The sequence below is a fragment of the Leifsonia sp. NPDC080035 genome, from assembly GCF_040050925.1.
GTDB lineage: Bacteria > Actinomycetota > Actinomycetes > Actinomycetales > Microbacteriaceae > Leifsonia.
On record NZ_CP157390.1, the window covers coordinates 2,980,310 to 2,993,546 of the forward strand.

Genomic DNA, 13,237 nt, shown 5'->3' on the forward strand with positions numbered 1-13,237 from the left:
ACATCCACGAAAGGGGAGCTGCATGGCGGCCATGAAGCCGAGGACCGGGGACGGGCCAATGGAGGCTGTGAAGGAGGGACGGCTCATCATCGTGCGTGTGCCGCTCGAAGGTGGGGGACGTCTCGTCGTCTCCGTCAACGACGCGGAAGCCAAAGAACTCCACGATGCTCTCGCGAGCGTCGTGAGCGCCTCCTAGGACGCACCACGACACGAGGCCCCGAGCGATCGGGGCCTCGTGTCGTTCCCGGGAACGGTTACGGGGTGACCTTCGTGATCTGGAGGAGGCCGTCGCCGGCGGGGGAGAGGGCGCTGATGACGGCGCCGGAGGCCGCGGTCTCGGTGATGAGCGTGCGGAAGCCGGTGGCGATGTCGTCGCGCGCGGCCGGGTCGGCGACGCGGCCGCGCCACAGCGCGCGCGCCACCAGAACCGTCCCGCCGGGCCGGACGAGCCGCAGGCCGTGCTCCACGTACTCGATGACCGACTGCGGGTCTGCGTCGATGAAGACGATGTCGTAGGAGTTCTCGTTCATCCTCGGCAGCACGTCCAGGGCGCGGCCGGTGATCAGGCGCACGCGGTTGGATGCGATGCCCGCCTCGGTGAAGAAGGCGCGCGCGTGCTGCTGGTGGTCGACCTCGACGTCGATCGAGGTGAGCTGGGCCTCCGCCGCGCCGCTGAGCAGCCACAGCCCGGAGACGCCGGCGCCCGTCCCGATCTCGATGATGTTCTCGGCCGCGGTGGCGGCGACGACGACGGCCGCCTGCGCACCCGTGCTCGCAGCGATGGGGTCGACCCCGAGCTCGAGCGACTGCTGGCGTGCGCGGAGGATCACCTCGCTCTCGACGATCACGTCGTCGGCGAATCTCCAGTTCGAGTCCTTGTCTGACACAGTGCTCCCGTCGGTTACGAATCCAGGATAGGGCCCGGGAATCCAGCACACGCGCAGCCGCGGCGCGATACTCTGCATGAGTGTTCGGCCTGACATTCGACAAGCTCCTGATCGTGGCGGTGATCGCCGCCTTCCTGATCGGGCCGGAGCGCCTCCCCACCTACGCGGCGAAGCTCGGTCAGCTGGTCCGCTCGCTCCGCGACTTCGCCAACGGCGCGAAGACCAGGATGCGCGACGAGATGGGCCCGGAGTTCGACGAGGTCGACTGGAAGAAGCTCGACCCTCGGCAGTACGACCCGCGCCGGATCATCCGCGAGGCGCTGCTGGAGGAGACGCCGGCGCCGGCCTCCGCCATCAAGCCGGTCACTCAGTCCGCGTACGCGCAGCGCCGCGGCGCGCTGACGCCGGGGTCGGTCCCGCCGTTCGACGCCGAGGCGACCTGAGCACGCCGTAACGCCGTCGGGCGCGTCGCATCCAATACGATCTGGGCATGATCGCAACGGAACAGTCGCTGACCCGGTCGACTGTCGCGCGGTACGCCGTCGGCTCGCTCGGCACCGGCGGCTTCGCCACCCTTCCCGGGCTCGTCCTCGTCTACTACCTCACCGACTCGCTCGGCGTCGCCGCGATCGCGGCGGGCGCGGTGGTCACGGTCGCCAAGGTGTGGGACGTCATCATCGACCCTGTCATCGGGGCGCGCAGCGACCGGATGCTCGCCGTGCGCGGCTCGCGCCGGCCGATGATGCTGCTCGGCGGGGCGGCGCTGCCGTTCTTCTTCCTGCTGACCTTCGCCGTCCCGCACGGCACACCGGCCGCGCTGTCGGCCCTCTGGGTGTTCCTCGCGTTCCTGCTCACCGCGACCGCGTTCAGCCTGTTCCAGGTGCCGTACATCGCGCTCCCCGCCGAGCTGGCCTCCGGCTACGACGAACGCACCCGGCTGCTCACCTGGCGGGTCGTCGTGCTCACGTTCGCCATCCTGCTGTTCGGCGCGGGTGGTCCCGCGCTGCGCTCGCTCGGCGGAGGGGACGACTTCGCCGGCTACTTCCTGATGGCGCTGGTGGCCGGCGTAGTGATCGGCGGCGGGATGCTGGTGTCCGGCTTCGTCGCCCCGCGCGGCGTGCCCGCGCCGGTCGTGCCGACGCGGGAGAGCATCCTGATGACCCTCCGCACGAACTACGCGGCCGGGGTGCGGGTGCTGCGCGACAGCCAGCCGTTCCGCGCGCTGCTGCTCACGTTCCTGCTGCAGGGTCTCGCCACCGGGATGATGCTGGCGGGCGCGAACTACGTCGCCACCTGGGTGCTGCACTCGGAGGACGCCGTCACGCTGCTCTTCCTCGCCCTGATCGGCCCCGCCCTCATCGTCACTCCGCTCTGGGGAGTGGTCGCCCGCCGGATCGGCAAGGAGCGCGGCTTCCGCATCGCGAGCATCCTGTTCGGCGTCGCTGCGCTGTCGATGGTGCTGCTGGTCTGGGCGCCCGGCGCCTGGGTGTACCTGCCGGTCGCGGTCGCGGGAGCGGCATACGCCGGGATGCAGTCGCTGCCGATGGCGATGCTTCCCGACGTGATCTCCCACGACGCCCGCCGCAACGGTCCCGGGCGCGCCGGCACGTTCGGCGGGATGTGGACGGCGGGGGAGACGACGGGCATGGCACTCGGCGCCACCGTGCTCACCGTCGTGCTCGCGGTCACCGGCTACGTCGCCCGCACCGCCGACCCGTCTGTCGTGGTCGCCGGGGCGGCCCAGCCGGCCGGCGCGGTCGTGGGCATCGTGCTCAGCTTCAGCGTCATCCCCGCGGCGATCATCGCGGTCAGCCTGGTGCCGCTCGGCCGGTACCGCCTTCGGAAGGGAGACGTCGATGGCGTCCTTTGACTCGTCGGCCATCCTCGGCAGGCTCGCGGCCCTGCGCGAGGCGGACGCGCCGACGCACGGCGGCCGGGTGCTCAGCTACGTGTACGACTCCGGCCTGCCCGAGATCGACGAGCTCGCGGCCGCCGCCGTCCGGCTCGTCCAGCCGGTGAACGGCCTCGACCCGACGACGTTCACCTCCGTCGCCGTCATGGAGCGCGAGGTGCTCGGGTTCGCCCGCGAGCTGTTGCACGGCGGCGACGACGTGGTCGGCACGGTGACCTCGGGTGGCACCGAGTCGTGCCTGCTCGCGGTGAAGACCGCGCGGGACGCCTGGCGGGCGGCCGGCGGCCGCGGCGTGCCGCGGATCGTCGCCCCCGTCACCGTGCACGCGGCGTTCCACAAGGCTGCGGAGTACTTCGGGCTCGACCTCGACCTCGTCCCGGTGGATCCGGCGACGGCGCGCGTCGACGTCGACCTGCTCGCGTCCCGGCTCGACCCGGACGTCGCCCTGGTCGTGGTCTCGGCGCCCTCGTACCCGTACGGGACGCTCGACCCCGTCGAGGAGGTCGCCGCCGCCTGCGAGGAGGCCGGGGTCGCACTGCACGTCGACGCCTGTATCGGCGGCTGGATCCTGCCGTTCTGGCGCGCCGCCGACGGATCCGCGCTTCCCGCGTGGGATTTCCGGGTGCCCGGCGTCGTCAGCGTCTCCGCCGACCTGCACAAGTTCGGCTACGCGCCGAAGGGCGCCAGCGTCCTGCTGCAGCGCGGCCGCGACCGGCAGCGCCTGCAGTACTTCGCGACGACGGCGTGGCCCGGCTACCCGGTCGTGAACCCGACCCTGCTCGGCTCCAAGTCGGCCGGAGCGCTCGCCGCGTCCTGGGCGATCATCCAGGCGCTCGGTGCGCGGGGACTCGCCGAGCTCGCCGACTCCTGCCGGCGCTCGACCCGCACCCTCGCGGACATCGTCGCCGACATCGAGGGGCTGCGGGTGCTCGGCGACCCGACGGGACCGCTGATCGCCGTCGCAGCGGACGACGCGGTCGCCGCCGACCGGAGGGTCGACCCGCACCACTGGGCGGACCGCGCGCGGCGCAGGGGCTGGCTGCTGCAGCTCCAACCCGGGCTCACCCAGCAGGACGGGACGCACCTGCCGCACACGACGCACCTGACGATCACACCGGTCACCCACGATCGCCTGGACGAGCTGGAGGCGGCGCTGCGGGCCTCGGCGGAGGAGGCGCGGGGGGTGCCGCCGGTAGACCCGCGGGCGGCCCTGTCGGCGCTGCCGCCCGGCCTCGGCGAGCGGCCGCTCGACTCGGACACCGCCGCGGCCGTGCTCGCTGCGGTCGGCATCGGCGGCGACGGCCTGCCCGAGGATCAGGCGCCGCTGCTCGCCCTCATCGAGGCACTGCCGCGGGACCTCGTGGAGCGCCTCCTCGTGGAGCTGCTCGCCCGCATCGTCGAGCCGGCCTGAGCGGTCTCGCCCATCGATTCGTCACGAATGCGCGCGATTCGTCACGAACGGCGCGCCTTCGTGACGAATCGCGGTCGATTCCGGCGCGAGGTCAGCGCGGGGCGAGGGGGAGCTTGCGGCCGGCGAGGCTGTCGGAGCGGGTCGCCAGACGCTCGGCGACCGCGCGGATCGCGATGGCGGCCGGGTCACCGGGGTCGGTGACCACGATCGGCGCGCCAGCGTCACCGCCCGCGCGCAGCGGGATGCTGAGCGGCACCGACGCCAGCAGCGGCACCGCGTCGTCCTGACCCGCGGACAGCCGGCGGGCCACCTCGGCGCCGCCGCCGGAACCGAAGAGGTCGAGGACACTGCCGTCCGGCTGCACCAGACCGGCCATGTTCTCGATGACGCCGACCACCCTCTGACCGGTCTGGCGCGCGACGACGCCGCTGCGCTCCGCGACGTCGGCGGCGGCCGGCTGCGGCGTCGTCACGACGACGACCTCCGCCTGCGGCAGCAGCTGGCCGACCGAGATCGCCACATCGCCGGTGCCGGGGGGCAGGTCGAGCAGGAGCACGTCCAGGTCGCCGAAGAACACATCGCCGAGGAACTGCTGGATGGTCCGGTGCAGCATCGGGCCGCGCCAGGCGACCGCCGCTGACGGCGAGTCGACGAACATCCCGATCGAGACCACCTTCACGCCGTACGCGACGGGCGGCAGGATCATGTCGTCCACCCGGGTGGGCCGCGGAGCGACGCCGTTCTCGTCGGTGAGGCCGAGGATGCCGGGGATCGAGAAGCCGTGCACGTCCGCATCCACGATCCCCACCCGCAGCCCGCGCTCCGCGAGCGCGACGGCGAGGTTGGCGGTGACCGTGGACTTGCCGACGCCGCCCTTGCCGCTCGTCACCGCGAAGACCCGCGTCAGCGAGTCCGGCCCGAACTGCTGCGCACGCGCGGCCCGGCCGCCGCGCAGCCGCTCGGTGAGCGCCTTGCGTTCTGCGGGTGTCATGACCGAGACGTCGACGGTCACCCCGGTGACCCCGGGGACGCTCGCGGTCGCGGTGCGCACATCCCGCTCGATCGCGTCCGCGGCCGGGCAGCCGACGATGGTCAGCTTGATGCCGACGGTGGCGTGGCCGTCGTCCGCGACGGCGACCGCTCCGACCATGTCGAGCTCGGTGATCGGCTTCCTGATCTCGGGGTCGAGCACGCCGGAGAGCGCGCTCGCCACCGAGGCGGCGAGGTCAGGCACGCGCCTGCTCGCCCTCGTCGCGCTTGTCCAGGTCCTCCAGGAGGGCACGCAGCTCGGCGCGGATGAAGTCCTTCGTCGCCATGTCCTTGACCGCGAGGCGCAGGGCGACGACCTCGCGCGCCAGGTACTCGGTGTCGGCGAGGTTGCGCTCCGCGCGCTGCCGGTCCTGCTCGATCTGCACGCGGTCGCGGTCGTCCTGCCGGTTCTGCGCGAGCAGGATGAGCGGCGCGGCGTAGGAGGCCTGCAGCGACAGCACGAGCGTGAGGGTGATGAAGCCCAGGTCGGCGGAGTCGAACCGCCACTCCTTGGGCAGCAGCGTGTTCCACGCCATCCACGCGATGACGAAGACGGTGAGCCCGAGCACGAACCACGGCGTGCCCATCGCGCGCGCGATCCACTCGGTGAACCGCCCGAACCGGTCGCTCTGCTCCACCGGGTCGCGCCGCGGGATCACGCTGGTGCGCAGCCCCTTGGGGGCGTCCAGCCTGGTGTCCTGCTTACCTCGTGCCACTTCCGCCCCTCCTTCCGTTCACAACGCGGATGCTTCCTGTCGTGTCGGACGGCTCCGTCGGTCTGACGGGCTCGTCCTCGTCTTGACTTCGCCAGTCGTCGGGGAGCAGATAGTCGAGGATGTCGTCGATGGTCACCACCCCGACGAGTCGGTGCTTCTCGTCGACGACCGGGACGGAGACGAGGTTGTAGCTGGCGAGGATGCGGGACACCTCGGCGGCGGACGTGTCCGCCGTCACCGGCTCCAGGCTCGGGTCGAGCAGGGTGCCGAGCCGCACGTGCGGCGGGTAGCGCAGCATCCGCTGGAAGTGCACGACGCCGAGGAAGCGGCCGGTCGGCGCCTCGTACGGCGGCAGGGTGACGCACACGGCGGCGCCGAGCGCCGGGGCCAGCTCGTGCCGGCGGATCAGCGCCAGGCCCTCCGCCACCGTCGCGTCGGCCGAGACGATGATCGGCTCGGTCGTCATCAGGCCGCCTGCGGTGTCCGGCGCGTAGCTGAGGAGCATGCGCACGTCCTCCGCCTCCTCCGGCTCCATGAGCTCGAGGAGGTGCTCGCCGCGCTCGTCGGAGAGCTGCGCGATCAGGTCTGCGGCGTCGTCCGGCTCCATCTGGTCGAGCACGTCGGCCGCGCGGTCGTCGTCGAGCTGGGACAGGATCTGCACCTGCTCGCTCTCCGGCATCTCCTCGAGCACATCGGCGAGCCGGTCGTCGGGGAGCTCCTCCGCCACCTCGAGCATCCGCTGCTGCGGAAGGTCGAGGAGGGTGTTGGCGAGGTCGGCCGGCTTGAGCTCGGAGTACGTCGCGATCAGCTGCTCGGCGGACTGGGCCTCGCCGCGCTGCTGCTTCTCGCGCACCTCGTTCCAGGCCACGAACGTGGTCGGTCCCTTGCCGAACGGCGACGGACCGGTCTTCGGTCGCCGCACGAACAGCTGGCTCACCGCCCACTCGCCGGTGGCGGACTCCTCGATCGCGACATCCTCGATCGTCGCCTCGCCGCCGCCGTCGGCGAAGACCACCTTGCGGCCGAGCAGTTCGGCGATGACGCGGACCTCGCCGCCGCGCTGCTCGAACCGGCGAACGTTGATCAGGCCGGTCGTGATGATCTGGCCACTGGAGATGCTGGTGACCCGGCCGATGGAGACGAACACCCTGCGCTTGCCGGGGATCTCCACGATCAGCCCGACGACGCTCGGCGGATCGTCCTTGCGGTACACCACGAGCACATCGCGCACCCGGCCGACACGGTCGCCGACCGGGTCGAACACGCTGGTGCCTGCCAGGCGGGCGACGAAGATCCGGGTGCTGCTCACATGTATTAACCTATGCCCTCCCGCCCCGGCGGGCCGTGAGAATGGGACAATGGGGCGATGACCACTCCGAGCCCTCTGGGCGGACGCAACCGGACACCGTTCCCGACCCTGCCGCGAGGCGAGGTGGTCGCGGTGTTCGAGACCTATCCGGACGCGCAGCAGGCCGTCGACCTGCTCGCCAGGGCCGACTTCCCGGTGGACAAGGTGTCGATCGTCGGAAGCGACCTGAAGAGCGTCGAGCGCGTCACCGGCAAGCTCACCTGGGGTCGTGTCGCCCTCGCGGGCGCCGCGTCCGGGGCCTGGCTCGGCATCTTCTTCGGACTCCTGCTGCTGATCTTCTCGCCGACGGTGAGCTACGCGTTCGTGATCGCCGCGGTGCTCATCGGCGCGGGCTTCGGGATGCTGTTCGGCATCGTCTCGTACGCGATCAACCGGCGCACGCGCGACTACACCTCCGTCATGCAGGTGATCGCCTCCAGCTACTCGGTGCTGGTCGACCCGGAGCTCGGAAACCGGGCGCGCAACCTGCTGGACGGCGGCCAGGCCGCCGCGCCCGAGCCGACCTCCTGGGCCCAGCCGGCGCACCCGTCCGACCCGCCGCCCGCGCCGCCGGCGGACGACGAGCGCCCGCCGGCTCCGCCCGCGCCTCCCGCGCCGCCCGCCTGACCGCGTCAGACCCTCGGCACGTCGCGGGAGCGGGTCAGCGTGCGTTGAGCCGCTGCACCCACGCCTCCACGTCGTCGGCGGTGCGCGGGATGGCGATCGACAGGTTCTCGGCCCCGTCCTCGGTGACCAGGATGTCGTCCTCGATGCGCACGCCGATGCCGCGGAACTCCTCGGGGACCGTCAGGTCGTCCGGCTGGAAGTAGAGGCCCGGCTCGATCGTGAAGGTCATGCCGGGCTGCAACACGCCGTCCATGTAGAGTTCTCGGCGGGCCTGGGCGCAGTCGTGCACATCCAGCCCCAGGTGGTGGCTTGTGCCGTGCACCATGTAGCGGCGGTGGTGCTGGTTGTCCGCCTGCAGCGCCTCCTCCGCGCTCACCGGCAGGAGGCCCCACTCGGCGGTGCGCTCGGCGATGACGGCCATCGCCGTGGCATGGATCTCGCGGAAGCGGATGCCCGGCCGCACGATCGCGAACGCCGCGTCCGCGGCCTCGCGGACCGCCTCGTAGACCAGCCGCTGGGTCTCGGTGAAGGTCCCGTCGATCGGGAACGTGCGGGTGATGTCGGCGGTGTAGTAGCTGTCCACCTCGACACCGGCATCCAACAGGATGAGATCGCCCGGCACGACCGGCCCGTCGTTGCGGGTCCAGTGCAGGATGCAGGCGTGCGGTCCGGAGGCGGCGATCGTGTCGTAGCCGACCGCGTTGCCGTCGGCGCGCGCGCGGCCGTTGAAGACGCCCTCCACCAGGCGCTCGCCGCGCGGGTGGGCGACGATGCGGGGCAGGTCGGCGATGACGTCGTCGAAACCGCGGGCGGTCGCCGCGATCGCGGCGCGCAGCTCGGCGATCTCGTACGCGTCCTTCACCAGCCGCAGCTCGGAGAGGTCGCGGGCGAGGCGGTCGTCGTCCGCGTGCTCCTCGGCGTCCGCCTCGGCGCCCGCGTCCGCGGCGAGCACCAGCCGGGCGGCGTCCACCCGGTCGGTGAGGGCCGGGTCGGCCTCGCGCAGCACGATGGTGTCCGCGTCGACGGCGTCGAGCACTGCGGCGACCTCCGCGATCCCGCGGGTCGGCAGACCGAGGTCGCTCGACACCTGGGCGAGCGAGGGCCGAGGGCCGATCCAGAACTCGCCGATCTCGGGGTTGGCGTAGAACTCGTCGGAGTCGCGTCCCGCGCGCTCGCGGAAGTAGAGGGTCGCCTCGTGCCCGGCTGCCGTCGGCTCGAGCACGAGAACGCTGCCGGGCTCCGAGTCGGAGCCCCACCCGGTCAGGTGTGTGAACGCCGAGTGGGCGCGGAACGCGTAGTCGGTGTCGTTCGAGCGCTGCTTCAGCCGCCCGGCGGGGATGATCAGCCGTTTGCCGGGGAACAGCTCGGAGACGCGGGCGCGCCGGGCGGCGGCGAACGCGGCCTGCTCCCTGGCCTCGGGCAGCACGGCGGGACGGTCCGCCCAGCCGCTGCCGATGTACTGCTTGAAGGCCTCCGACCCGGGGGTGGTGGAGCGGTTGGCCGTGGCGCGCGGCGCCTCCTGCTCCGCGGGCGCGGGCGCTGTGGTGTTCTCGGACGACATGCCGACCATTCTTCCACTCCTAGGATGGAGTCCATGGCTGACGAGAGACGGTTCCGGGGCCCCGTCGACCTGCACACGCACTCGAGCGTGTCCGACGGCACCGAGACCCCCGCCGAGCTGGTGCGCGCCGCCGCGGCCGCCGGCCTCGGCACCGTCGCGATCACCGACCACGACTCCACCGCGGGCTGGCTGGACGCCGCGGCGACGGGCGCCCAGGTCGGCGTGACCGTGATCCCGGGCATGGAGCTCTCAACGCGGGTCGAGTTCGCCAGCGTGCACATGCTGGGCTACCTGTTCGACCCGGCGAACGAGGCGCTCGTGGCGGAGACCACGCGCATCCGCGACGGCCGGATGCGCCGCGCGGAGGACATGGTTCGCCGCATCGCGCAGGACTACGACATCACCTGGGACGATGTGCTCGCCCAGGCGACGGAGGGCGCGACCGTCGGCCGCCCGCACATCGCGGACGCCCTGGTCGCACGCGGCCTCGCCGAGGACCGCAGCGCCGCCTTCGCCGGCATCCTGCACTGGCGCAGCGGCTACTTCCAGCCGCACTACGCGCCGGAGCCGCTGACGGGTGTCCGGCTGATCCGGGAGGCGGGCGGTGTCCCCGTGCTCGCGCACCCCGCGACGGGGAGCCGCGGCAGCGTCATCCCCGAGAACCGGCTGCGCCGCCTCGTGGACGCCGGCCTGTTCGGGCTCGAGCTCGACCACCGCGAGAACCGCCAGGAGGGAGTGGCCCAGCTGCGCGCGTACGCCGCGCGCTACGGCCTCGCGATCACCGGTTCCAGCGACTACCACGGGGCCGGCAAGCCGAACCGGCTGGGGGAGAACACGACCGATCCCGCCGTCGTCGACCGGATGATCGAAGAAGCGACAGGCGCGGCGCCTTTCTACGCCTGAGCCCGATGTGCCCGTAGCCTGGTCGGCGGGGATCGGGAAGAGAGGTCACTGGTGAGACGGCGGTTCTTGACGTCCACGATCGCGGCCACGGGCCTCGTCGCCGCGATCGTCCTCGGCGGGGCGACCGCGCCCGCGAGCGCCGACACGTCCTATCCCTCCTGGGACGACGTGCAGAAGGCGAAGGCGAACACGGCGGCGGCCGCGGCCGAGGTCGACCGCATCAACGGGCTCCTCGCCGGGCTGCGCAGCGCCGCGGCGGCCGCGGGCGATCTCGCCGTCAAGCGGGCGGGGGAGTACGGCATCGCCGAGGCGAACCTCCAGAAGGCGACCCAGAAGTCGGAGAGCCTCGCCCAGCAGGCGTCGGCGGCCGACGCGAAGGCGGCCGACCTCCGGTCGCAGAGCGGGAAGTTCGCGGCGCAGATGGCGCGGTCGGGATCGTCCGACGTGTCCCTCCGGCTGTTCCTTGACGGTCACGAGCGGACGACGGGCGGATCGACCTCCCTGCTCTACCAGCTGGGCACGGTGTCCCGTCTCGCCGACACGGCGTCCAGCCTGTTCGCCCAGGCGACGGAGCAGAAGAACGTCGCGGCCGCGCTCAGCGAGCAGGCGGCCGCGGCGAAGAAGGTGCGCGACAAACTCGCCGCGGACGCCGAGAAGGCGCTCGAGGCGGCGCAGGAGGCGAAAGCCGCCGCCGACGCGAAGGTGGCCGACGAGCAGTCCCACGCCAACACCCTGTACGCCCAGCTGGCGACCCTGAAGAACACGCAGGCGGCCACCGAGAAGAGCTATGCGGAGGGCGAGGCGGCACGTCAGGCCGCCGAGGCCGCGGCGAACCCGGGCGGAGGCGCCGACGGCTCCGCGCCGCCTCCCGGCATCGTCGTGGACCCCGCTGCCGCGCAGGCGTACGCCGCGAGCCGGCTGGGGGCGTTCGGCTGGGGAGGCGACCAGATGGACTGCCTCATCAAGCTCTGGAACCACGAGTCCGGCTGGCGCGCGGACGCCTACAACACCTCGAGCGGCGCATACGGCATCCCACAGGCCTGGCCGGGCAGCAAGATGGCGAGCGCCGGCGCCGACTGGATGACCAACGCGAACACTCAGATCAACTGGGGACTCGACTACATCAACCGCGCGTACGGGTCGCCGTGCGCGGCGTGGACGTTCGAGATGAGCCACGACCCGAACTGGTACTGACGGTCGCTGCCCGTGACGCGGAACGCGCCGCCTCCCGAGGGAGACGGCGCGTTCCGCATCGTGTGGGTGCGGGGCCGGGTCAGCTGGCCGGGGTCTGCGGCGCCGTGCCGCGCGAGCGGCGGCGACGGCGGCGCGGGGCGCTGTTGCCGTCGCGGTGCTGGGAGCCGCCGCCGTCGTGCGTGCCGGTCGCGGCCTGCTGGTCGTCCCCGGTCGCCGAGCCGGAGGCCGAGGGTGCGACCGCTGCGCCCTCGGTGTGGCCCTGGCCGCCGCGCGTGCGGTTGCGGCGACGGCTGCTCGAAGCACCCTCGCCGCCCTGGCGGGCCGGACCGGTCGAGTCGCGCCGGCCACCCTGCTGGTTCTCGGGGGCCTTGACCGCCGGAGTCGACTTCAGGCGGCCCTTGGCGCCCTCCGGGATGTCCAGGTCGCTGTAGAGGTGCGGTGAGGACGAGTAGGTCTCCACCGGCTCCGGCTGGCCGAACTCGAGGGCGCGGTTGATGAGGGCCCACTTGTGCAGGTCCTCCCAGTCCACGAACGTCACGGCGATACCGGTCTTGCCCGCGCGGCCGGTGCGGCCGGCGCGGTGCAGGTAGGTCTTCTCGTCGTCCGGGATGGTGTGGTTGATGACGTGCGTCACGTCGTCGACGTCGATGCCGCGGGCGGCGACGTCGGTGGCGATCAGGATGTCCTTCTTGCCCGCCTTGAACGCGGCCATCGCGCGCTCGCGCTGCTCCTGATTGAGGTCGCCGTGCACGGCCGCCGCATTGAAGCCGCGGTCGTTGAGCTCCTCCACCAGCTTGGCTGCGGCGCGCTTGGTGCGCGTGAAGATGACGGTCTTGCCGCGGCCCTCCGCCTGCAGGATGCGCGCGACGACCTCGTCCTTGTCGAGCGAGTGGGCGCGGTAGATGAGGTGCTTGATGTTCGCCTGCACCTGGCCCTCGTCGGGGTCGGTGGCGCGGATGTGGATGGGCCGGGTCATGAAGCGGCGCGCGAGCGCGACGATCGGGCCGGGCATCGTGGCCGAGAACAGCATGGTGTGCCGGGTGGCCGGGGTCTGCGCGAACAGCTTCTCGATGTCGGCGAGGAAGCCGAGGTCGAGCATCTTGTCCGCCTCGTCCAGCACCATCTCGCGCACGTTGGCGAGGTTCAGGAGGCGCTGGCCGGCCAGGTCGAGCAGGCGGCCGGGCGTGCCGACCACGATCTGCGCGCCGGCCTTGAGCTGGGCGATCTGGCCCTCGTACGCCTTGCCGCCGTAGATGGCGGCGATGGCGGTGCTGCGGTTGGAGGCGGCCTGCTCGAGGTCCTCGTGGACCTGGACGGCGAGCTCGCGGGTCGGCACGACGACGAGCGCCTGCACGCCGGGCGCGGGTTCGAGGCCGAGGCGCTGGATGATCGGGAGGCCGAAGCCGAAGGTCTTGCCGGTGCCGGTCTTCGCCTGGCCGATGATGTCCTGGCCGGTGAGCGCGAGCGGGATGGTCTGGGCCTGGATGGGGAACGGTTCGATGATCCCCTTGGACGCGAGAGCGTCCACCATGTCCTGGTCGATGTTCAGTTCGGAGAAAGTCACGTGTGAAATTGCCTGTCGGTTCGTTCGGAGGTCTACGCCCTGTTCTTGTCGCAGGCGCAGGGCCGTCGATCCTTCGCCGACGGCA

The 13,237-nt window shown here is 72.1% G+C and carries 13 protein-coding genes; 7 read left to right on the forward strand and 6 right to left on the reverse strand.

Going from position 1 to position 13,237, the window contains the following annotated elements; genetic code table 11:
* Positions 1-22 precede the first annotated feature (22 nt).
* Positions 23-196: a DUF3117 domain-containing protein gene (locus tag AAME72_RS14435; RefSeq protein ID WP_021764147.1), complete on the forward strand. Its 174-nt coding sequence runs from the start codon at positions 23-25 to the stop codon at positions 194-196.
* A 58-nt stretch (positions 197-254) separates the two neighbouring features.
* Here AAME72_RS14435 and AAME72_RS14440 read toward each other — a convergent pair whose 3' ends face one another.
* Positions 255-887 (reverse strand): class I SAM-dependent methyltransferase, encoded by a 633-nt coding sequence (locus AAME72_RS14440; protein ID WP_348787247.1) that lies wholly within the window; start codon positions 885-887, stop codon positions 255-257.
* Positions 888-967: 80 nt separating this feature from the next.
* On the opposite strand from AAME72_RS14440, the gene AAME72_RS14445 reads away from it, so the two are divergent.
* From AAME72_RS14445 to AAME72_RS14455, 3 genes are read left to right on the forward strand one after another with little or no spacing between them, the layout of a single operon-like run.
* Positions 968-1,330, forward strand: coding sequence for a Sec-independent protein translocase TatB (locus AAME72_RS14445; RefSeq protein ID WP_348787248.1), 363 nt, complete (start codon positions 968-970; stop codon positions 1,328-1,330).
* Between the two features lie 47 nt (positions 1,331-1,377).
* Entirely contained in the window at positions 1,378-2,757 is a 1,380-nt protein-coding gene (locus tag AAME72_RS14450; protein ID WP_348787249.1) for an MFS transporter, read from the forward strand.
* Complete coding sequence (locus AAME72_RS14455) at positions 2,744-4,210, forward strand: aspartate aminotransferase family protein (protein ID WP_348787250.1); 1,467 nt, start codon at positions 2,744-2,746, stop codon at positions 4,208-4,210. Before AAME72_RS14450 ends, AAME72_RS14455 begins: the two co-directional genes overlap by 14 nt.
* A 91-nt stretch (positions 4,211-4,301) precedes the next feature.
* Here the strand turns inward: AAME72_RS14455 and AAME72_RS14460 are convergent, their stop codons facing one another.
* From AAME72_RS14460 to AAME72_RS14470, 3 genes are read right to left on the reverse strand one after another with little or no spacing between them, the layout of a single operon-like run.
* Positions 4,302-5,444 (reverse strand): Mrp/NBP35 family ATP-binding protein, encoded by a 1,143-nt coding sequence (locus AAME72_RS14460; protein WP_348787251.1) that lies wholly within the window; start codon positions 5,442-5,444, stop codon positions 4,302-4,304.
* A complete protein-coding gene (locus tag AAME72_RS14465; protein WP_348787252.1) occupies positions 5,437-5,955 on the reverse strand; it encodes a DUF1003 domain-containing protein in 519 nt (172 codons plus the stop codon). The genes AAME72_RS14460 and AAME72_RS14465 overlap by 8 nt, the downstream gene beginning before the upstream one ends.
* Positions 5,942-7,264, reverse strand: coding sequence for a CBS domain-containing protein (locus tag AAME72_RS14470; RefSeq protein WP_348787253.1), 1,323 nt, complete (start codon positions 7,262-7,264; stop codon positions 5,942-5,944). Before AAME72_RS14470 ends, AAME72_RS14465 begins: the two co-directional genes overlap by 14 nt.
* Before the next feature lie 57 nt (positions 7,265-7,321).
* Between AAME72_RS14470 and AAME72_RS14475 the strand changes: the two genes are divergently transcribed.
* Positions 7,322-7,930, forward strand: coding sequence for a general stress protein (locus AAME72_RS14475; RefSeq protein WP_348787254.1), 609 nt, complete (start codon positions 7,322-7,324; stop codon positions 7,928-7,930).
* Between the two features lie 34 nt (positions 7,931-7,964).
* Here AAME72_RS14475 and AAME72_RS14480 read toward each other — a convergent pair whose 3' ends face one another.
* Positions 7,965-9,491, reverse strand: a complete 1,527-nt coding sequence (locus AAME72_RS14480) for an aminopeptidase P family protein (protein WP_348787255.1) — start codon at positions 9,489-9,491, stop codon at positions 7,965-7,967.
* 33 nt (positions 9,492-9,524) lie between these two features.
* On the opposite strand from AAME72_RS14480, the gene AAME72_RS14485 reads away from it, so the two are divergent.
* Positions 9,525-10,394 (forward strand): PHP domain-containing protein, encoded by an 870-nt coding sequence (locus AAME72_RS14485; protein WP_348787256.1) that lies wholly within the window; start codon positions 9,525-9,527, stop codon positions 10,392-10,394.
* Between the two features lie 66 nt (positions 10,395-10,460).
* A complete protein-coding gene (locus AAME72_RS14490) occupies positions 10,461-11,588 on the forward strand; it encodes a hypothetical protein (RefSeq protein WP_348787257.1) in 1,128 nt (375 codons plus the stop codon).
* Positions 11,589-11,667: 79 nt separating this feature from the next.
* Here AAME72_RS14490 and AAME72_RS14495 read toward each other — a convergent pair whose 3' ends face one another.
* On the reverse strand, positions 11,668-13,152 hold the full coding sequence (locus tag AAME72_RS14495) for a DEAD/DEAH box helicase (RefSeq protein WP_348787258.1): 1,485 nt from the start codon (positions 13,150-13,152) through the stop codon (positions 11,668-11,670).
* Positions 13,153-13,237: the final 85 nt, after the last annotated feature.